Raw genomic sequence first — 19,467 nt, 5'->3', positions numbered from 1 at the left:
ATCAGCCTTCCATCTCCTCCAGTTCCTTGCCTTTCGTCTCCTTCACGAAGGCCTGCACCAGGAAGAAGCTGATCACCGCGCAGACGGCATAGAAGGTGTAGCTTGCCGCCAGGCCGATGCCCACGGCCATGATGGGGAAGGTCTGGGCGATCAGATAGTTGGCAAACCACTGGAAGAAGCCCGCCACCGCCAGTGCCGACCCGCGGATCTGGTTGGGAAACATCTCGCCCAGCATCACCCACATCACCGGGCCCCAGCTGACATTGAAGAAGATCACGTAGAGGTTGGCCGCGACGACCGCCAGCGTGCCCAGCTGCGCGGAGAGGACCAGATTGCCCTCCGCGTCGAGGCCGCCCTGGCTGAACGCATAGACCATCACGAACAGGGTCAGCGCCATGCCGGCAGAACCGATCAGCAGCAGCGGCTTGCGGCCGACCTTGTCGATCACGGCGATGGTGATGAAGCAAGCCGCAATCGACACCGCGCCCGAGACCACGTTGATCAGCAGCGAATCCTGTTCCGTGAAGCCGGCCAGCTGCCACAGCGTCGATCCGTAATAGAAGATGACGTTGATGCCGACGAGCTGCTGGAACACGGCCAGCATGATCCCCACCCAGACGATGGAGCGCATTCCCAGGAAGCCCTTCCCTCCCGCGGGAATGAGCACGTCGCGAAGGCTTGGCCGGTGATCGCTGGCGAAGCTGTTGCGAATTTCCGCGAGCTTTGCCTTGGCCACTGTCTCGCCGAACAGACGCGTCAGCACGTGGCCGGCTTCTTCGTCCCGGCGCTTGGCAACGAGATAGCGGGGGCTCTCGGGAATGAAGAACAGCGCCACCAGAAAGACTGCGGCCGGAACGGCCTGAGCCAGGTACATCCAGCGCCAGGCGGCGATGCCCAGCCAGAATTCACTGGTCGATTCGCCCGCCGCGGCGGCGAGGAAGTAGTTTACCAGGAACGCCGCGGTCAGGCCGGTAATGATCATGATCTGCTGGACCGTCGTCATCCGGCCACGGATGTTCGCCGGTGCGACTTCGGAGATGTAGGCAGGCGAAAGCACGCTGGCCGCGCCGACGGCCATGCCGCCTACGACACGCGCGATCACGAAAATGGTGTGGTCGGCCGTAAGCCCCTGCACCAGCGCTCCGACGAGAAACAGGACGGCGGCGATGCGCATGACATTGCGACGCCCCATCGCATCGGCCAGCGTGCCGGCGAAGAACGCGCCGAGAAAACAGCCAATCAGCAAGGACCCGACGGTGAAGCCCAGCGAAGCTTCGTCAAGCCCGAAGCCTGTGGTAAGCCCCTCCTGCGTTCCATTGACTGCGCCGCTGTCGTAACCGAACAGCAGCCCCCCGATCGTGGCAACCGCCACGATCGCCGAAATCAGCCCCAGATTGGTGCCGTTGCGTGCATTGTCCAAATTTCCCGCTCCCTACCGTCCGGTTGCAACACCGGTTATTTATGGTAGCGCTACCTAGGACGGAAAACGCACCGCACGCAAGCGGCTATTGCAGCCCTTCCCCAAACGTCGTGCGGGAAAGCATCACAGGAGAGTTCAAGTGGCAATTACTGGCGACAACTTCATAGCGGGCGAGCGCCGCGGATCGAGTACGACCTTCCGGGCGCGCGCCGCGCAAAGCGGCGAGGAATTCGGAGAAGAGTTCGCCGCAGCCGATGCGAAAGACATTGCCGACGCCTGCGCCGCGGCGGCAGAAGCGCAGGATCACTTCGCTTCCCTTCCCCTTTCGGAGCGGTCGGCGTTCCTGCGTCTGGTGGCAGACAAGATCGATGCGCTGGGCGACACGTTGACGCAGCGGGCCATGCAGGAGACCGGGCTTCCCGAAGCCAGGCTGAACGGCGAGCGCGGCCGCACGGTAGGCCAGCTTCGCCTGTTCGCCGACGAAGTCGATAGCGGCGCATGGCAAAAGCTGCGGATCGATCATGCCCATCCGGATCGCACGCCGCCCAAGCCCGATCTTCGGCTGCGCATGATTCCCCTTGGCCCAGTGGCAGTGTTCGGTGCGTCGAACTTCCCGCTGGCCTTCTCCGTTGCCGGAGGCGACACCGCCTCGGCCTTCGCGGCCGGATGCTGCGTCGTCGTCAAGGGACATCCGGCACATCCCGGAACCAGCGAACTGGTGGCCGGCGCGATATCGGAAGCCGTGGCGGAGGCAGGGCTTCCCGGCGGCGTGTTCTCCCTGCTCAACGGGACCGAGAACGCGCTGGGCGAAGCGCTGGTGAAGAACGAGAACATCGCGGCTGTCGGTTTCACCGGTTCGCGGGCGGGTGGCCTTGCGCTCATGCACCATGCCGCTTCGCGTGACGTGCCCATCCCGGTCTTTGCCGAAATGAGCAGCATCAACCCCGTCACGCTGATGCCCGCCCGGCTAGAGCAGGCCGCGGAGCAACTGGCCGAGGCCTATGTCGGCTCTCTCTCTATGGGTGCAGGCCAGTTCTGCACCAATCCCGGCATCGTGCTCGCCATCGAAGGCGAGGCACTCGAGCGTTTCCTCGCCAGCGCGAAGAAGGCGCTATCCGGTGTCGCCAGCCAGACGATGCTGACCGGTGGCATCCATCGTGCCTATTCCGAAGGCGCGGCCCGGCTTGCGGAGCGCAATGGCGCCGAACTCGTCGGACTGGGCGAAGACAGCCCGGGGATGTGCGGACGGGCCCAGGTCTATACCGTTTCCGCCGACGCTTTCCTTGCCGACGAGGCATTCGAGGAGGAAGTCTTCGGCCCCGCGTCCATCGTCGTTCGTTGCAAGGACCTCGATCAGCTTCGCGACGTCCTCTCGGGCCTGGAGGGACAGCTTACGACGACGCTGCACATGGCGGAGGAAGACCACCAGCCCGCCAAGACGCTGATGCCGGTGCTGGAAAAGCTTGCAGGCCGGATCATCGCCAACGGCTGGCCGACCGGCGTCGACGTGACCCATGCCATGGTCCACGGCGGCCCCTTCCCCGCGACGTCCGACGGTCGCAGTACGTCGGTCGGCACTCTTGCAATCGACCGCTTCCTGCGGCCGGTCTCCTATCAGGACATGCCGGAGAGCCTGCTTCCCGCGGCCCTGCGGGACGAAAAGGCGACGACGCTGGTCCGCGTCGACGGAGAGTACCGCGTTTGAGAGGAGACGCTTCCGGCGGTCAGGCCCCGCCCCGGCTGGCGGGCATCGAGCTTGGCGGCACGAAGTGCGTGACGGTGCTGGGCATGGGGGAGCGGATCGTCGAGCGACGCAGCTTCCCCACCACCACCCCGGAAGAGACACTGGCGCTGGCGCTGGGCGCTCTGGAAGCATGGCATTCTGACGCGCCGATCGAGGCGCTCGGGATGGCCAGTTTCGGGCCGGTGAGGGTAAATCCGCACGCAACCGACTATGGCACCATCCTCGACACGCCCAAGGAGAACTGGGCCGGCACCGCCTTGCTGGACACGTGCGGAAACGCTTTGCCGGCCCCATCGGACTGGATACCGATGTCAACGCAGCTGCCCTGGCGGAATACGCCCAGGGTTCTGCCTCGGGCTGCTCGACCGTAGTCTACCTGACCATCGGGACCGGACTGGGCGGCGGGCTGCTGCTGAACGGACATCCCGCACAGGGCCGTCTTCACCCCGAGATGGGCCATATCCGCCTTCGCCGTGTTCCCGGTGACGAATTCGCAGGAACGTGCCCCTTTCATGGCGACTGTATCGAAGGGCTGATTGCCGGCCCTGCCCTTGCAGCACGATTTCAAGCCGATCCCGCCGATCTGGCTGACGACGATCCTGCATGGAACAACGTCGTCCGGGACCTTGCGGAACTGCTCGCCGTCCTGATGCTCGCCGTCTCGCCGGAAAGGATCGTGGTGGGCGGCGGCGTGGCCAATCACCAGCCGCACTTGCTGGCAAGGTCCCGCCTCATGGTTCCTGACCTGCTGGCAGGCTATGTCGGTTCGCTGAGCTGCGACGACATGGCGCAGATCGTTTGCCCACCCGCGCTTGGTGACGATGCCGGCCCGATTGGCGCTCTTCTCCTCGCGGCGCGGGCTCTGCAACGCGGCGTGGCAGGTCCCGCCCGTCGCTGACGTCCCCTTTCTGCTTCTTTCCATCGACAATTTCGCATTCCCACCTGACCCGCCCCCATCGCGGTGCTAACCGCTCGGAATGTCATTCCGAGATATTGCCCTGCTCGTCCTGCTGTGCGTGATCTGGGCAGGCAATGTCATCGTCAGCCGTATCGTCGTGACCGACATGGCGATCCCGCCGCTGTTCTATGCCGCGATGCGCTCGCTGGTCGTTGTCGCGGCCCTGCTGCCCTGGCTGAAATGGCCGGGGAAGGACTGGTGGCGCGTCGCCCTGGTGACCACTTCGGTAAGCGGGGGCGGCTTCGCCCTGCTTTTCGTCGGCCTGCAGGACGCAACCCCTTCCTCCTCGGCCATCGTGCAGTTGTCTGGCGCCCCGATGACGGTCTTGCTGGCCATGCTGATCCTCAAGGAACGCGTCCGCTGGCGGCGCGGACTGGGCATCGGCATGGCGCTGGTGGGCGTGCTCATCGCGGTCGCCTCCCCAACCGGCTGGGAAAACAGCGCCGGGCTTCTCTTCGTCTTCGCCGGAGCGTTCGTCGGAGCGCTGGGATCGGTCTATCTCAAGACCATCGATCTCTCTGCGCTGCGGCTGATGGCCTGGGCAGGCTTCTTCTCGACCCTGCTGCTATTCCCGCTCAGCCTGCTGCTGGAAAGCGGGCAGATCACCAGTTCCGTGGCCGTTCCCTTGCGCCTGTTGGCCGCGCTGCTGTTTTCCGGTCTCGTCGTCTCTGTCTTTGCCCACACCGTATACTTTCACATATTGCAGAGGAACGAGGCGGGGATCGTGGCGCCCATTACCCTGCTAACGCCCATTTTCACCATCATGATGGGTGCAGGCATCACGGGGGACGAAGTGGGTTCGCTGATGCTCGCCGGGGCAGCGCTGGCCGTAGGCGGGGTAATGGTGATTGCCATCCGGCCGAGCCCGACCTTCTTCAAGGGACTGCTGGTCCGCACGCGGATCTGATCCTGGGCCGCAGGCCTAGCTGGTGAAGCCGTTCACATCGAGCCAATGGATGAAGGCGTCGAACCAGCGGTTGCTGGTGCGATCGGGATTGCCGAGGCCGAAGCCATGGCCGCCGTTCTGATACAGATGGAATTCGACAGGTCTTCCCGCCTCGTACCACGACTCGATCACATCGGCCTGACCGCCGAAGAGAAAGTCATCGGCCGCGATCGCCACGAACATCGGCGGCGCGTCCGCCGGGACATTGACCGCGCCCATACCGCCATAGATCGGGGCGATGAAATCCAGTTCCATGACTTCCGAGTTCAGGGTCGCGTGCATGGTGAGACCGGCACCGGCAGAGAAGCCCATCATGCCCAGACGATCTGGATCGACGTTCCATTCCTCGGACCGTTCAACGATCATCCGATAGGCCGCTTCGGCATCGGCCAGCTGGATTGCGAGATCCCGTTCCGGCCGCCGCGGTCGCTCGGTTTCCTCATTCTGCCCGGCAGCCTCGTCGAAGGTCCGGTTCATGGTCTGCTCGAATGCTTCGAGCGTCGCCGGAGTGGGAAACAGGCGGTATTTCAGGACGAAGGCGGCTATGCCGCGCTCGTTCAGGGCCTCGGCGACTTCCCAGCCCTCGTTGCCCATCGAAAGCCACCGGAAACCCCCGCCCGGCGCGACGATGACGGCCGCACCATTCGCGATGGCGGGGTCCGGCAGAAACGGGGTCAGCGTGGCGACGGTAATGTTGCGGGCCATCGGATCGCCCCATTGGCGAAACCAGCTTTCCTCGGCTGTCTGACCATCCACACCGCCCGTACCAAGAGGAATGGCGTCGGGTTCCGCCGGCGCGTCCATCGGATACATCGTGCCGTCCTGCGCAGCAGCGGGAACCGCTGCGAGAGACAGCGCCAGAATGGCAAGGCTCAAGTTTCTCATTGCATCGGTCTCCCGGTATCGGCGCCTGTCACTCGATGATCCATACGGACACGGACCGGGCCGGCAGGGTAGCGGTGAACCGGTCTTCGTCCGCACGGATATCCGCTTCGCGAGGAACGACGCGATCAGGTTGCCCTGCGGTGTTGTGGGCATCCATCGCATCGCCCGCCAGAATCCGACCCTCGACGCCCTCGCGTCCGGCGCGGTCCAGAGAGACCACGTGCGCGGCGTTCGGATCGGCATTGACCAGCGCGACAGCCAGTCGGCCGTCGCTCATCCGCGCGGCCGAGGCGGAAAGGGCGGGAAAAGCAATGTCGCCGTGTCGATATTCCGGCCCGGCAAGACTGACCGGAAGTGAGGTCGCCCCGTGAAACGGCGTGAACATTTCATAGACGTGGTAGGTCGGCGTCAGCACCATGGCATCGCCCTCGGTCAGGATCATGGCCTGGAGCACGTTCACCATCTGGGCGATGTTGGTCATCGGCACGCGATCGGCGTGCTTGTGGAAGATGTTGAGGTTGAGGGCCGCAACCACCGCGTCGCGGATCGTGTTCTGCTGCCATAGAGAGGACCGCCCCTCGGTCTCGTCGACCCACATGCCCCATTCGTCCACGTAGAGGCCGTAATCGTCGCCCAGGTGTTCGTGCGCATCGATCACCGCGACGGTTTCCTCGATCAGGCCATCCATCCGCAGCGTGCGCTTCAGGGCCGATGCCCATTCGCTCTCGGGAAAACCAATGGCGGCGCCCTTCGCGTTCCAGTCGCTGGTCGGCAAGGTGTAGAAGTGCAGCGAGATCCCGCTCGAGACCTCGCCGATCATCGGGTGGTCGAGCACTTCGTCAGCGAACTCGATATTGCCGTCGTGTGGGCCGGCAACGATCATCACCGGCTCCTGCTCGTCGGTGAACATGAAGCTTGCCCAGTGGGCGTAGAGATCGGCGTAGTAATCGGGGCGCATCCGGCCGCCGCAACCCCAGGTCTCGTTGCCGATCGACAGGTAGTCGATCGTCCACGGCTCAGCGCGTCCGTTGCCGCGCCTCTCCTGCGCCAGCGCGGTCTGGCCCGTGCCGGTGATATATTCGAGCCAGTCGGCCGCTTCCTCTACCGTCCCGCTGCCAAGGTTGACGTTGAGATAGGTCTTGGCGCCAAGCCGCTCGGCAAGGTTGAAGAATTCGTGGGTGCCGAAGGTGTTGGGCTCCTCGGTTCCGCCCCATGCCATGTTCTCGCGCGGGGTTCTCTCGCCCACACCGTCGCGCCAGTGATAGAGGTCGGCATAGCAGCCGCCGGGCCAGCGGATCGCGGGAACCTGCAGCGCCTGTAGCGCGGCGAACACATCGTCGCGCACGCCATCGGTGTTGGGTATGTCGCTGTCCTCGCCCACCCAGAGGCCGCCATAGATCTGGGTGCCGAGATGCTCCAGGAACTGGCTGTAGACTTCCGGCTCGATCGTGCCGATTTCAGCCTCGCTATCGATTTGGATGGCGGTTTGCGCGGCTGCTGGCGTGCCGATCGCCGCCAGCACGAATCCGCAAATCAGCGTGTTAATCGCGATCCTCATCGGCTCCATCTTCCCTGCATTTTTTATTGCCGAAATCCTGCCATCGCGCGGATGGGCTAGGCAAGGATTAATTTGTCCGACAAAAGAATGTGAAATGAATCGGGAGGAAAACAATGAAGAAAGGCGCAATCGGGCTTATGACGACGGCGATGGGATTGGCGGCAGCTTCTTCGGCCAGTGCGGCTGACGCGCAGCGTAGCGATGCGGGCCAACTGCAGGACGGAACCAGGGTGGAAGCGGTGACGCTTTCCAATGCAGCGGGCGTTTCTGCGCGGGTTCTGACCTATGGTGCGACCCTGCAATCCTTCACCGCTCCCGATCGCGACGGCCGCCCGGCAGATATCACGCTCGGCTACGACGATGTCGCCGATTACGAGGCTTTCCCGAACTACTTCGGCGTCACCGTTGGCCGGTACGCCAATCGCATCGCCAACGGTCGCTTTTCGCTGGACGGGCAAACCTACCAGCTCACCCAGAACGACAGCGCCAACTCGCTCCACGGCGGGGAGCGAGGGTTCGACAAACTCCTGTGGCGCATCGTCGAGGTGGAAAGCGGCCCCGTCGCGCGCGTCGTCATGGAGCTGGACAGTCCGGACGGAGACCAGGGCTATCCGGGCAACCTTGCCGTGCGCGTGACCTATACGCTGAACGACGGCGGCGATCTCGGCATCCTGTTCGAGGCATCGAGCGATGCGCCCACCATCGTCAACATGACCAACCATGCGCTGTTCAACCTCGCGGGCGTCGGCGCGCCGCAGGGGGCGATGGATCACTGGCTGATGATCCCGGCCGAAACCTTCACGCCGGTGGACGAGACGCTGATCCCGACGGGCGAACTGGCCCCGGTTGCCGGATCGGTGTTCGATTTCCGCCAGCCGCGCCGGATAGAGGATGGTCTGCGCGATGGCAGCAACCCGCAGATCGTCATCGGGCGCGGCTACGATCACAACTGGGCGCTCGACAAGGGCCGCACCACCCGGCCGGAACTGGCGGCCCGGCTGGTCCATCCGGAATCGGGCCGCGTCCTAGACGTGCTGACGACTGAACCGGGCGTGCAGTTCTATTCGGGCAACTTCCTCGACGGCACGCTGACCGGCAAGAACGATACCGTCTACCGCATGGGTGACGGCATCGCGCTGGAACCGCAGACCTTCCCCGACGCGCCCAACCAGCCGGACTTCCCCAGCGCGCGGATCGAGCCGGGAACGCCCTATCGCCACCACATGATCTACCGCGTGTCCGTGACACCGGACGACGCGATGGATGGCCCGCAGACGGACTAGGGCTGCGGTCTTCTATTCGTGAAAGGCGGGCGCGCGCGATGTTCGCGCCCGCAGAAAGGCGTCGGCAACCAGCCGCAGGGGAGCGAAATCGATATCGCTCCGACCTGATTGAATGGCATCCGCGAAGGCCGAGTAGACCCCGGCATATTCGCGGTCCTCGCCTTCCTCTCGTCCGTCGGGCGTCTGCAGGACGCTGCCGCCCATGGAGAGGACGAGAACCCCGGCATCGGTATGGACGACGATGTCCCAGCACTGCTGGCCCTCGTGAAGGAAATCCATGTCGAGGTGCACGGGAACGCCTTCGCCGTCCTTCATCTCCAGCCGGCCGGCAATCGGCGCCGCACAATTGGCCGGCACGGCGAGTTCGCTGCTTTCCACCATCAGCGCGCGCGGAAGAATGGCCGTGGCGATCGACAGGGCGTTGATTGCGGGATCGAATACGCCGAACCCGCCAGGCTCGAAGATCCACTTCTGGCCCGGATGCCAGACGCGCACGTCCTCGCGCCAGTCGATTTCTACCGATCGAACGGCCTTGCCTTTCAGCCATTCGCGCGCAGGCACCACGCCAGCCGCAAAGCGCGAATGCCAGGCCGTGAAGAGCGTGCAGCCCTTTGTCGCGGCCAGGTCGGCCAGCGCGTGCGCTTCGGAAAGGGTTGCGCAGGGCGGCTTTTCCAACAGCACGTGCCTGCCCGCGTGCAATGCCGCCGCTGCCAGCGGATAGCGCGATTGCGGAGGCGAGCAGACCGCCACCGCATCGACCTGCGCATCACTGCTCATGAGACTGTCGAGATCAGGGAAATGCGGCGCTTCGGCCGTTTTCTCAGCCGCGGGATCGACCGTGGCTGCCAAGTCGAATGTATCGCTGGCGGCAATTGCGGGCAAATGCTGATCGCGCGCGATCTTTCCCAGTCCGACGATGGCAAGGCGAATGGTCACAGCCGGCTCACACCCACCACCTGTTCGGACCGCGGTTCAGCCGCCAGCCGATTGCGAAGCGGCAGAGTGAACGGCGGTGCCTCGATTTCGAAGACGTCGCCGTCCTGCGTCGTGAAACCATCGGCGAAGCTGGCGGTGGACGTACCGAAGAAATGCACGTGGATGTCGCCGGGGCGGCGGAACAGCCCATACTTGAAGTGGTGGTGCTCGAGATTGGCGATGCTGTGGGCCATGTTCGCTTCGCCAGTGAGGAATGGCTTCTCCCAGGCGACAACGCCGGAACGACGGATACGCGCCGTTCCGCGAATATCGTCCGGCAGGTCGCCTATCAGCAGTTCCGGTCCCAGAGATGCCTGTCGCAGCTTCGAATGAGCGAGCCAGAGGTAGTTGTGCTTCTCTGTCACATGGTCGGAATACTCGTTCGCCAGGCAGAACCCGAGACGGAACGGCGTGCCGGTCGGCCCGATCAGGTAGACACCGGCGATCTCCGGCTCCTCTCCGCCATCTTGCGCATAGGACGGTCGAACGAGATCGGCCTCGGGCGCGGCAAGATGCTGGCCATCGCCCTTCCAGAACCACTCGGGCTGCTGGCCGATCGTTCCCGCGGACGGCTTGCCACCTTCCAGCCCTTCGAGGAACATCCGCATGGAATCGGTCGCCTCGTCGTTCGCCGCAGCCTTGTGCATGCGATCGCGCCCCTCCGCGCTGCCGAGGTGGGTCAGGCCGGTGCCCGTCAGGATCAGGTGCGCGGGGTCGGGATGATCGACGGGCGAAATCAGGTGCCCTTCAGCCAGCTCGGCTGCCGGATCGACGGCCTCTCCGAATCCCGCCTGCTCTACCGCCTGCCGCAGATCGAGGCCCGCCGCGATCGCCCTTTCGGCGAGCTCGATCGTGCTCTGCACGCCCAGGACCGAGCGCGTTTCGCCATCGAGGGTGGCGAGGACCTGGCGCTTTCCGCCAGGCGCGCGCCGTTGCATCAGGAACATCGTCATCGGTCCTCTCGGTTCGATCTCATAGCGCGTCAGGGCGCGTTGATACCCGCCTGCGTCTGCTCGACCGGCAGGATCAGTCCGTTCTCGTCGAAACGCAGGCGCTCCACCGCCACGGCGCGACGACCCAGGCCGCCTTCCTGATCGCCCACGGTCAGCGTACCCACGTGATAGAACAGGTACCACTCGCCATCGAACTGGGCGATGCCGGGATGTATCGTGAAGCTGTTGGCAGCGCTGCCGGTTACTTCGCCGCGCCAGGTCCACGGCCCGTCCACCGCAGGCGCGGTGGCATAGGAAATGCGTTCGTCGGGGCCGAGCTCCTCATTCATCGAGGCATAGACAAGGTAGTACATGTCCCCGCGCTTGAAGACCCAGGGGCCTTCCACGAAGTCGGGCATCTCGATCTGGCGGATCGGCCCTGCAAAGCTGACCATGTCGTCGTTGAGTTGTGCGGTGTAGAGATTGGCATTGCCCCAGAAAAGGTAGCTGGTGCCGTCCTCCTCGGTCCACACGGTGGGATCGATGTCGTCCCAGTGATGGGGTCCCTGCGTATCCTCGTTCCTAACGAGCGCACGGCCCAGCGCGTCCTCGAACGGGCCGAGCGGGTTGTCGGCCACGGCAACACCGATTGCCTTTCCGTGACTGCCCTGCGCCTCGTCATGTTCGACCGCCGTATAGAACCAATAGCGTCCGTCCTTCTCGTGGACCTGGCTCGCCCATGCGTCGCGCGATGCCCAGGCGAAGTCGGTGGGCTCCATGATCGGACCGTGGAAGGTCCAGTTCCTCATGTCGCGCGTGGAATAGGCAAGCCACTCGGTGATGTTGAACATCTGGTCGCCGCGCGCCTCGTCGTGTCCGACGTAGAGGTAGAGCGTATCGTCGACCACGAGCGGGGCCGGATCGGCGGTGTGCCGGTCGCGGATCAGCGGGTTGCCTTCATAGACGAAATTGCGACCTTCGACCGGAGCAGGTCCGGTGGTGCAACCTGCGGAGCAGAGGGCGAGCAGCAAGGTGCCAGCGATGCGTTTCACGTTTGATCCCCGACCCATAGCGAGCAGCTGACCTGTCTCAGGTCTGCTCGATCCAAGCATTACTCCTACAAATAGAGTTGTCAAACCGTCGGATCCACTTCGCAGCATTCATGTCCTCGCATTGATTTTAGCCTTGCAAGGCGTGATAGCTCTTCCCGATGATACAGGACCAACCTGACGGAAAACGGGCTGCCGGGTCCCGGCAGGCCAGCGCTATCGTCGATGCGCCCCGAGGTTCGGGACGCAGGGTGCGCGGCGCCGTGGTCGATTTCCTCGGGGAGCGCATCGTTACCGGAGCCATCGCCGTCGGGGAGACCTTGCCCGGCGAGATCCAGACCGCAGACCGTCTCGACATCTCGCGCGGCACCTATCGCGAGGCGGTGAAGATGCTGGCCGCCAAGGGGCTGGTGGAGAGCCGCACGAAGACCGGCACCCGCGTGCTGGAGCGCGCGCGCTGGAACTTGCTCGATCCCGACATCCTGCGCTGGGCCTTCGCCGGAAAGCCGGATGCGCAACTGGTCAGCGACCTGTTCGAGATGCGCATCATCGTCGAACCCGCCATCGCCCGGCTGGCTGCGCTTCGGCGCGATGAAGATCAACTGGCCGAGATGCAACATGCGCTCGCGACCATGGCGCAGAACGGTCTGGAAACGGAAGCAGGCCGGAATGCCGACCTGGAGTTTCACGAGGCGATGCTGAACGCCTCTTCCAACGAGATCATGAAGACGCTGGGGGCCAGCATCGGCGCGGCGGTGGCCTATACCACCCTGTTCAAGCAACGCGCCGCCGGTTTCCCGCGCGACCCCGTGCCGGATCACGAGCGGGTTCTGAAGGCAATCGAGGCGAGCGATCCCTCTGCGGCCGAGAATGCCATGGGCGAACTCCTGAGACTGGCGCAAAGCGACACGCAGGAGGCGCTGGCGGAATATGCCGCTCGCGATTGAGCGTCAGTGATTGTCGCGAGGCAGGCCCATGGTCTGGGCGATGCGCTGGTATTTCTCTGAGCCTTCGAGGATTGCACCCTTGTCGAGTTGTCCGACCAGGCTGCGCTGGATCTCCTGCCACGGTGTCTGAGAAGCGGGATAGGGAAAGCCGCCTTTCGCCTCCAGGGCCTCCCGACGACGCTGTAATTCGGCTTCGTCGATCAGCAGGTTCACCTCGCCGCGCCCCAGATCGATGCGCAGGCGATCTCCGGTTTCGACCAGGGCGAGCCCGCCATTCGCCGCGGCCTCGGGGGCGGCGTTGAGGATGGAAGGACTGGCCGAGGTCCCCGATTGCCGTCCGTCGCCGATGCATGGCAGGGAATGAATGCCTTCGGTCAGCAGGTAGGATGGGGGACGCATGTTCACCACCTCCGCTGCACCGGGATAGCCGATGGGCCCTGCCCCGCGCATGATCAGCATGTGCCTGTCTGTGATGCCAAGGGACGGATCGTCGATCCGCTTGTGATAGTCCTCCGGCCCGTCGAACACGATCACCGGCCCCTCGAATGCCTCGGGATCGTCGGGATTGGATAGATAGCGGTTGCGAAACTCCTCGCCGATCACGCTGGTCTTCATGATCGCGGCATCGAAGATGTTGCCCGTCAGCACGACGAAACCCGCGTCCTTGCGGATCGGCTGGTCGAAGGGACGGATGACCCGCTCATCCTCGATCTCCGCGCCCCGGCAGTTTTCGCCGATGGTCCTTCCGTTCACGGTGAGCGCGCCTTCGTGGATCAGGCCCTGCTCCATCAACTGCGCGATCACCGCCGGTACACCGCCTGCCCGGTAATAGTCCTCGCCCAGGTAATCGCCCGCGGGCTGCATGTTGACCAGCAGCGGAATCTCGTGCCCGTGCGTCTGCCAGTCCTTCAGCTCGAGATCGACGCCCAGGTGCCGGGCCAGCGCGGCGAGATGGATGGGCGCATTGGTCGATCCGCCAATGGCCGAATTGACGGCAATGGCATTGAGAAAGCTCTCGCGGGTCATGATGTCGGACGGTTTCAGGTCTTCGGCCACCATTTCGACAATACGTTTGCCGGTGAGGTAGGCGGCTTCCTGCCGGTCCCGATAGGGAGCGGGTATCGCCGCGCTTCCGGGCAGCATCATGCCCAGCGCCTCGGCCAGCGAGTTCATCGTGGTGGCCGTACCCATGGTGTTGCAATAGCCGGTAGAGGGCGCGCTGCTGGCAACCAGCTTCACGAAACCCGTGTGGTCGATCTCTCCCGCGGCCAGCATCTCGCGCGCCTTCCACACGATAGTGCCCGACCCCGTGCGCTCGCCCTTGTGCCAGCCGTTCAGCATCGGGCCAACCGAGAGGGCGATCGCCGGAATGTTCACGGTAGCCGCCGCAGAAAGGCAGGCCGGCGTGGTCTTGTCGCAGCCCGTGGTCAGCACCACGCCGTCGAGGGGGTAGCCGTAGATCAGTTCGACCAGCGCGAGGTAGGCAAGGTTGCGATCGAGGGCCGCGGTCGGGCGCTTTCCGGTCTCCTGGATCGGGTGCACGGGAAATTCCAGCACGATGCCACCGGCCTCGCGTATGCCTTCGCGGATCCGCTCGGCCAGCACGAGGTGGTGGCGATTGCAGGGTGAAAGGTCGCTGCCGGTCTGCGCGATGCCGATGATCGGCTTTCCCGATTGCAGCTCCGCCAGGCTCAGTCCGAAGTTCAGATAGCGCTCGAGATAAAGCGCCGTCATGTCGATGTTTTCCGGATTGTCGAACCAGGCCCGGCTGCGAAGTTTGCGTGTCATCGTGTCCTCCCCCGTGTGACCGCTTGACCACGACGGTTTTGCCACGCATTACTCCGACAAATAAGCGGATGACAAGCTCCGCATCTGGGAGGATTGGGAAATGTCGAGATCGCCTGATTACGCGGTCGCGGGTTCCGAGGGCACCGGCAGCCTCAACTACAAGCCTGCCCTGGCCCTCCTGGCCTCGCTCTTTTTCATGTGGGGCTTCATCACCGTCATCAACAACACGCTGCTGCCGCATCTGCGCAGCGTGTTCGACCTGAACTACACGGAGACCACGCTAATCGAGAGCGTGTGGTTCATCGCCTATGGGGTGATGGGAATGCCGTCAGCCTTCCTGATCGAGAGAACGGGATACAAGAGAGCGATCATCATCGGTCTTGCGGTAATGGCGGCAGGAGCGCTGGGCATGGTGCCGGCGGCGCAGATCCCCTCCTATCCGATCACCCTGTTCGCCCTCTTCGTGATCGCCAGCGGCATCACCCTGCTGCAGGTCGCCGCCAATCCCTATGTCGCGGTGATCGGGCCGCCGGAGAGTTCGGAATCCCGGCTCACGCTGGTGCAGGCGTTCAACAGCTTCGGCACGTTCCTCGCGCCCTATTTCGGCGGCTACCTCATTCTCAGCCGGACAGTGGGAGGAACGTCGCTGGAAGGCACGCAGCTGACCCAGGCTCAGCGTCTTGCAGATGCCCAGGCGACGCAGCTTCCCTATATCCTCGTGGCGCTCGTGCTGATCGCTATTGCAGTGATCATCTGGCGTTCGGACCTGCCCAAGCTGGGCAGCGCGACCAGCCGTGTCGCCCGCGAGGAGCGCAAGCACCTGTCACTCTGGAAGCATCGCAACCTCGTCTGGGGGATACCTGCGATCTTCATCTACCTGATCGCGGAAATCGGTGTCGCCAACCTGTTCATCAACTTCGCCATCCTGCCCGAGATTGCCGGGATCACCCCGGCGGAGGCGGCGAATTATCTCGTGCTGCTGTGGGGCGGAATGATGGTGGGAAGGTTCGCCGGCGCATTCATCATGCGAAAGTTCCCTGCGGACAAGACGCTGTGCGCCTTCGCGGTCTTCGCGCTGATCGTGATGGTAGGAGCGGCGACACTCGAAGGGCCAATCGCGATGTGGTGCCTGATCCTTGTCGGTCTCGGCCACTCGATCATGTTCCCCGCCATCTTCGCGATGGGGATCAAGGGCCTCGGTCCGCTGACCGAGGAAGCCTCCGGTCTCCTGATCACGGCCATCGCGGGCGGTGCGCTGGTGATCGTGCAGGGATGGCTTGCCGACATGTATGGCCTGCAGAACAGCTTCTGGCTGACCGTGGCGTGCGAAGTCTATATCATCTGGTACGCCCTGATCGGATCGAAGCCGCGTCAGGAGGACACCGCAACAGGCGATCTCGCCGACGCCTATACGGGCAATCCGACGTAGTTCTCGGCGATGCTGGTCTGCGCTGCGCGGCTGTTGGCGATGTAGTCCAGCTCCGCCACCTGCATGGCGCGTTCGAAATCGCCGTCTTCGGGAAAGCGGTGCATCAGCTTGGTCAGCGACCAGCTGAACCGTTCGCTTTTCCAGACCCGGCTGAGGGCGGTGTCGGAATAGGAGGCGATGGCGTCGCTGCCCGCCTTGTTGAAGAAGCCGATCAGCGCCTCTGCCGCGTAGTGCACGTCGCTGGCGGCAAGGTTCAGACCCTTGGCTCCGGTCGGCGGCACGATATGGGCGCTGTCACCGCAAAGCAGCAACGACCCGTGCCGCATCGGCGCGAAGACGAAACTGCGTAGCGGGGCAATGCTCTTTTCCAGCGCTGGGCCGCGGGTGATGTGCGCGGCCGCCTCCGGGCCGAGGCGCACGGCCAGTTCGTCCCACAGGCGATCGTCGCTCCATTCCTCCACCTTGTCGGTCAGCGGAACGTCCACGTAATAGCGGCTGCGGGTTTCGCTGCGCATGCTCGCCAGCGCAAAACCGCGTTCGTGGTTGGCGTAGATCAGCTCATGGTTGCAGGGCGGAACGTCGGCCAGGATGCCCAGCCAGCCGAACGGATATTCGCGCATGTATTCCTTGCCCACCGACGCCGGAATGGCCTTGCGGCTGGGCCCGTGGAAACCGTCGCAGCCGACGATGAAGCGGCAATCCACGCGGTGCTCCGCGCCGTCCCTGGAATAGGTTACGTAGGGCGCATCGCTCTCGACATCGAACAGCGCGGCGTCTTCCGCCTCGTAGATCACTTCCAGACCGCGCTCCTCGCGCGCGTCCATCAGGTCGCGGGTCAGCTCGGTCTGGCCGTAGACCACCACCTGCTGGCCGCCGGTCAGTTCGGCGATGTCGATGCGGATGAGACGTTCGCCATCGGCGAGATTGAAGCCATCGTGAGGCAGACCCTCCGCCTTCAGGCGGCCGTCCAGCCCAAGCCGCTCCATCAGCGAGACGGTGATGTTTTCCAGCACGCCTGCGCGGATGCGGCTCAGCACGTAGTCGGGCGACCTGCGCTCCAGCACCACGCAATCCACGCCTTCGGCCCGCAGCAGATGGCCGAGCAGCAGGCCAGCCGGACCCGCACCGATGATACAAACCTGTGTCTTCACGCCTCTTCCCCAGTCGTTTTCGCAAGGATGCCGCAAGGGGGTGCCTTTTTGGAAGGGACAAACCGTCGGCAGAATGGTACATTTGAGACATGAACATGCGCGCCGCCATTATCCCCTCCTTCGGCCTGTTCGGGGAAAAAGTGGGCGATGAAATTCCCGATTTCTTTCATTGGGAGACCATCGAGGCCCGCAGCGCAGGCTATCACTGGGAGATTGCTAGCCACAGGCATCCGGACCTGTTTCAGGTGCTTTTCGTCAGGGCTGGCGAAGCCGATATCCGGCTCGACTCCGCCACGAAGGCCGCTACCGCTCCTGCACTCGTCTTCGTTCCGCCGGGCCGCACCCACGGATTTCGCTTTTCCGATCCTACCGACGGACTGGTGATGACCGGCCGCAGCAAGTTCCTCCGATTGCTCGGGCCATCGGACCCGCTGCATTCGGTCTTGCAGCGCCCGGGACTGCTATCGCTGTCGGCGCAGGCGACCGAGCGCCTGGCCGGGCTGGCGGATCAGCTGCTGGCCTGCGAAGCGGTTGCCTCCGACCCCAACGGCACGGCGTTACGCGCATCGCTGGCGGAAGCATGGCTGCGGCTGGCCGCATCGACGCGCGAGGCGGCCGAGCAACCCGCGGGCACCTCGGCTCTCGTGGATCGGTTCAAGACCCTGGTGGAGCTTCATTCGCATGCGCACTGGACAGTGCAGGATTATGCCCGCGAACTAGGCTGCACGCCGCGCACGCTGGCCCGCGCGGCGCAGGATGCCCTGTCGCTTTCCCCGCTCGAGTACATCAACCGCCGCCTTGCTACCGAGGCGCGTCAATTGCTCAACTTTACCAATGCAAGGGTAGCGCAGGTCGCCGATGCTCTGGGCTTCGACGACCCGTCCTACTTCTCGCGCTTCTACCTGCGGATGACGGGCGTTCGGCCCAGTGCCGAACGCCAGCGTCAGCACCGGCCGAAACGCCGCGCCGTTTAGCCCCGCTCAGATCGGGTAGTGGCCGGGTTCGGTCTCGAAGGTGATCCAGCGAAGTTCGGTGAATGCGTCGATACCGGCCTTTCCGCCGAAACGGCCATAGCCCGATGCCTTCATGCCGCCGAAGGGCATCTGCGGCTCGTCCGATACCGTGGAGGCATTGACGTGGCAGATGCCTGCCTGGATCTGCCGCGCCACCTTCAGCCCGCGTGCGGTGTCTTTCGTGAACACGGCGCTGGAAAGGCCGTACTGCGTGTCGTTCGCCAGTTCGATGGCATGGGCCTCGTCCCGCGCGCGGGCGATGCCGACGACGGGGCCGAAGCTCTCGTCGCGGAACAGCTTCATGTCCGGCGTCACCTTGTCCACCAGGTGAGCAGGCATGAGCACGTTCTGCGTCGTCTCGCCGCCCACCAGCAGTTCGGCGCCCTTGGACTTCGCATCCTCGATCAGTGAATAGCAGTGATCGACGGTCTTCCTGTCGACTACCGCGCCCAGCGGCGTCTTGCCTTCGGTGGGGTCGCCCACCGGCATGGACTTGACCTTCTCGGCAAACTTGCGGGCAAACTCGTCGGCCACGGCATCGACCACGATGATGCGCTCGGTGCTCATGCAGATCTGGCCCTGGTTCATGTAGGCGCCGAACCCGGCAGCCTTCACCGCCTCGTCGATGTCGGCGTCTTCCAGCACCACCATCGGCGCCTTGCCGCCCAGTTCCAGCAGGACGGGCTTCAGGTGCTCTGCGGCTCGCTTGGCGATGATCTTGCCGACCGCGGTCGATCCGGTGAAGTTGATGCGCCGGACTTCGGGCGCGTCGATCAGCGCGCCCACCACGTCAGCGGCGTCCTCGGGCGCGTTGGTGACGACGTTCACTACTCCATCGGGGAAGCCGGCTTCGGCGAACGCCTCGATTATCAGCGCGTGGGTGCGCGGGCACTGCTCGCTCGCTTTCAGGATCACCGAGTTGCCGCAGGCCAGCGGCACGGCGATGGCGCGCACGCCGAGGATGATCGGCGCATTCCACGGCGCGATTCCGAGCATGACGCCCACCGGTTCGCGCAGCGCCATGGCGACGGTGCCTTCGTGGTCCGAGGGGATCACTTCGCCCGAAATCTGCGTGGTGATGGCGGCAGCTTCGCGCACCATGCCAGCCGCAAGGCCGAGGTTGAACATGGCCCAGCCAGCGGTCGCGCCGATCTCGCCCATCATGGCGGCGACGAATTGGTCCTTCTTCCCCATCAGCGCGTCGGCCGCCTTGTTGAGCACCGCGCGGCGTGCGTTGGGCCCCATCTTCGACCATTCGGCGAAGCCCGCCTGCGCCTTGGCCGCGATGGCGGGAATGTCGCCCGGTTGCATCGCCTCTGCGCTGGAGGCGACTTCGCCGGTCATGGGATTAAGGCGGTTGAACTGGGTCATCATCCTCTCCGTAAATCA

Annotated in this window: 15 protein-coding genes and 1 pseudogene; 7 read left to right on the top strand and 9 right to left on the bottom strand. The window is 64.2% G+C overall.

The features are described from left to right. Window position 1: 1 nt before the first annotated feature. Window positions 2-1,420 carry a sugar porter family MFS transporter gene (locus AAA989_RS10915; RefSeq protein WP_338243483.1) on the bottom strand — a complete coding sequence of 473 codons (1,419 nt, stop codon included), beginning with the start codon at window positions 1,418-1,420 and terminating at the stop codon, window positions 2-4. A 139-nt stretch (window positions 1,421-1,559) separates the two neighbouring features. Between AAA989_RS10915 and AAA989_RS10910 the strand changes: the two genes are divergently transcribed. The 3 genes and pseudogenes from AAA989_RS10910 to AAA989_RS10895 all read left to right on the top strand — a co-directional run bounded on the left by AAA989_RS10910 (window position 1,560) and on the right by AAA989_RS10895 (window position 5,029). Further along, window positions 1,560-3,125, top strand: coding sequence for an aldehyde dehydrogenase (NADP(+)) (locus AAA989_RS10910; RefSeq protein WP_338243481.1), 1,566 nt, complete (start codon window positions 1,560-1,562; stop codon window positions 3,123-3,125). Between the two features lie 83 nt (window positions 3,126-3,208). Further along, window positions 3,209-4,062: pseudogene (locus AAA989_RS10900) on the top strand (ROK family protein). Window positions 4,063-4,141: 79 nt separating this feature from the next. Continuing rightward, window positions 4,142-5,029 carry a DMT family transporter gene (locus tag AAA989_RS10895; protein ID WP_338243475.1) on the top strand — a complete coding sequence of 296 codons (888 nt, stop codon included), beginning with the start codon at window positions 4,142-4,144 and terminating at the stop codon, window positions 5,027-5,029. 15 nt (window positions 5,030-5,044) lie between these two features. On the opposite strand, the gene AAA989_RS10890 is transcribed toward AAA989_RS10895, so the two are convergent. Together AAA989_RS10890 and AAA989_RS10885 are read right to left on the bottom strand one after the other, a co-directional pair. After that, window positions 5,045-5,953 carry an alpha/beta hydrolase gene (locus AAA989_RS10890; protein ID WP_338243473.1) on the bottom strand — a complete coding sequence of 303 codons (909 nt, stop codon included), beginning with the start codon at window positions 5,951-5,953 and terminating at the stop codon, window positions 5,045-5,047. 28 nt (window positions 5,954-5,981) lie between these two features. Next, complete coding sequence (locus tag AAA989_RS10885; RefSeq protein ID WP_338243471.1) at window positions 5,982-7,511, bottom strand: alpha-N-arabinofuranosidase; 1,530 nt, start codon at window positions 7,509-7,511, stop codon at window positions 5,982-5,984. Window positions 7,512-7,624: 113 nt separating this feature from the next. Between AAA989_RS10885 and AAA989_RS10880 the strand changes: the two genes are divergently transcribed. Then, window positions 7,625-8,794 carry an aldose epimerase family protein gene (locus tag AAA989_RS10880; protein ID WP_338243469.1) on the top strand — a complete coding sequence of 390 codons (1,170 nt, stop codon included), beginning with the start codon at window positions 7,625-7,627 and terminating at the stop codon, window positions 8,792-8,794. Window positions 8,795-8,806: 12 nt separating this feature from the next. Here the strand turns inward: AAA989_RS10880 and AAA989_RS10875 are convergent, their stop codons facing one another. The 3 genes from AAA989_RS10875 to AAA989_RS10865 are packed head-to-tail and all read right to left on the bottom strand — an operon-like array spanning window position 8,807 to window position 11,753. Further along, window positions 8,807-9,730: a Gfo/Idh/MocA family protein gene (locus tag AAA989_RS10875; protein ID WP_338243468.1), complete on the bottom strand. Its 924-nt coding sequence runs from the start codon at window positions 9,728-9,730 to the stop codon at window positions 8,807-8,809. After that, complete coding sequence (gene araD1 / locus AAA989_RS10870) at window positions 9,727-10,722, bottom strand: AraD1 family protein (RefSeq protein WP_338243467.1); 996 nt, start codon at window positions 10,720-10,722, stop codon at window positions 9,727-9,729. Before araD1 ends, AAA989_RS10875 begins: the two co-directional genes overlap by 4 nt. Window positions 10,723-10,751: 29 nt before the next feature. Beyond that, a complete protein-coding gene (locus AAA989_RS10865) occupies window positions 10,752-11,753 on the bottom strand; it encodes a family 43 glycosylhydrolase (RefSeq protein WP_338243466.1) in 1,002 nt (333 codons plus the stop codon). A gap of 158 nt (window positions 11,754-11,911) precedes the next feature. Here AAA989_RS10865 and AAA989_RS10860 point away from each other — a divergent pair, with 158 nt between their 5' ends. Continuing rightward, window positions 11,912-12,697, top strand: a complete 786-nt coding sequence (locus AAA989_RS10860) for a FadR/GntR family transcriptional regulator (protein WP_338243465.1) — start codon at window positions 11,912-11,914, stop codon at window positions 12,695-12,697. A 3-nt stretch (window positions 12,698-12,700) separates the two neighbouring features. On the opposite strand, the gene AAA989_RS10855 is transcribed toward AAA989_RS10860, so the two are convergent. Then, window positions 12,701-14,485, bottom strand: coding sequence for an IlvD/Edd family dehydratase (locus AAA989_RS10855; RefSeq protein WP_338243463.1), 1,785 nt, complete (start codon window positions 14,483-14,485; stop codon window positions 12,701-12,703). A gap of 100 nt (window positions 14,486-14,585) precedes the next feature. On the opposite strand from AAA989_RS10855, the gene AAA989_RS10850 reads away from it, so the two are divergent. Further along, window positions 14,586-15,914: a sugar MFS transporter gene (locus AAA989_RS10850; protein ID WP_338243461.1), complete on the top strand. Its 1,329-nt coding sequence runs from the start codon at window positions 14,586-14,588 to the stop codon at window positions 15,912-15,914. Here AAA989_RS10850 and pobA read toward each other — a convergent pair. Next, window positions 15,893-17,065: a 4-hydroxybenzoate 3-monooxygenase gene (pobA, locus tag AAA989_RS10845; RefSeq protein WP_338243459.1), complete on the bottom strand. Its 1,173-nt coding sequence runs from the start codon at window positions 17,063-17,065 to the stop codon at window positions 15,893-15,895. The two genes, AAA989_RS10850 and pobA, sit on opposite strands and share 22 nt — an antisense overlap. An 89-nt stretch (window positions 17,066-17,154) precedes the next feature. Between pobA and AAA989_RS10840 the strand changes: the two genes are divergently transcribed. Beyond that, window positions 17,155-18,039 (top strand): helix-turn-helix domain-containing protein, encoded by an 885-nt coding sequence (locus AAA989_RS10840; protein ID WP_338243457.1) that lies wholly within the window; start codon window positions 17,155-17,157, stop codon window positions 18,037-18,039. 6 nt (window positions 18,040-18,045) lie between these two features. On the opposite strand, the gene AAA989_RS10835 is transcribed toward AAA989_RS10840, so the two are convergent. Further along, a complete protein-coding gene (locus tag AAA989_RS10835; RefSeq protein WP_338243455.1) occupies window positions 18,046-19,449 on the bottom strand; it encodes an aldehyde dehydrogenase in 1,404 nt (467 codons plus the stop codon). Between the last annotated feature and the right edge of the window lie 18 nt (window positions 19,450-19,467).

The sequence above is a fragment of the Aurantiacibacter hainanensis genome, assembly GCF_036321025.1.
Lineage (GTDB): Bacteria > Pseudomonadota > Alphaproteobacteria > Sphingomonadales > Sphingomonadaceae > Alteraurantiacibacter > Alteraurantiacibacter hainanensis.
Note: the sequence above shows the minus strand (reverse complement) of the source record. Positions and strands in the feature narration are given on the sequence as shown.

Excerpts from the sequence above, each read along its gene's own strand:
- AAA989_RS10850 (WP_338243461.1), top strand. The coding sequence starts at position 14,586 with ATGTCGAGATCGCCTGATTACGCGGTCGCGGGTTCCGAGGGCACCGGC.
- AAA989_RS10890 (WP_338243473.1), bottom strand. The coding sequence starts at position 5,953 with ATGAGAAACTTGAGCCTTGCCATTCTGGCGCTGTCTCTCGCAGCGGTT.
- AAA989_RS10855 (WP_338243463.1), bottom strand. The coding sequence starts at position 14,485 with ATGACACGCAAACTTCGCAGCCGGGCCTGGTTCGACAATCCGGAAAAC.
- araD1 (WP_338243467.1), bottom strand. The coding sequence starts at position 10,722 with ATGACGATGTTCCTGATGCAACGGCGCGCGCCTGGCGGAAAGCGCCAG.
- AAA989_RS10885 (WP_338243471.1), bottom strand. The coding sequence starts at position 7,511 with ATGAGGATCGCGATTAACACGCTGATTTGCGGATTCGTGCTGGCGGCG.
- AAA989_RS10895 (WP_338243475.1), top strand. The coding sequence starts at position 4,142 with ATGTCATTCCGAGATATTGCCCTGCTCGTCCTGCTGTGCGTGATCTGG.
- AAA989_RS10835 (WP_338243455.1), bottom strand. The coding sequence starts at position 19,449 with ATGACCCAGTTCAACCGCCTTAATCCCATGACCGGCGAAGTCGCCTCC.
- AAA989_RS10840 (WP_338243457.1), top strand. The coding sequence starts at position 17,155 with ATGAACATGCGCGCCGCCATTATCCCCTCCTTCGGCCTGTTCGGGGAA.
- AAA989_RS10860 (WP_338243465.1), top strand. The coding sequence starts at position 11,912 with ATGATACAGGACCAACCTGACGGAAAACGGGCTGCCGGGTCCCGGCAG.
- AAA989_RS10880 (WP_338243469.1), top strand. The coding sequence starts at position 7,625 with ATGAAGAAAGGCGCAATCGGGCTTATGACGACGGCGATGGGATTGGCG.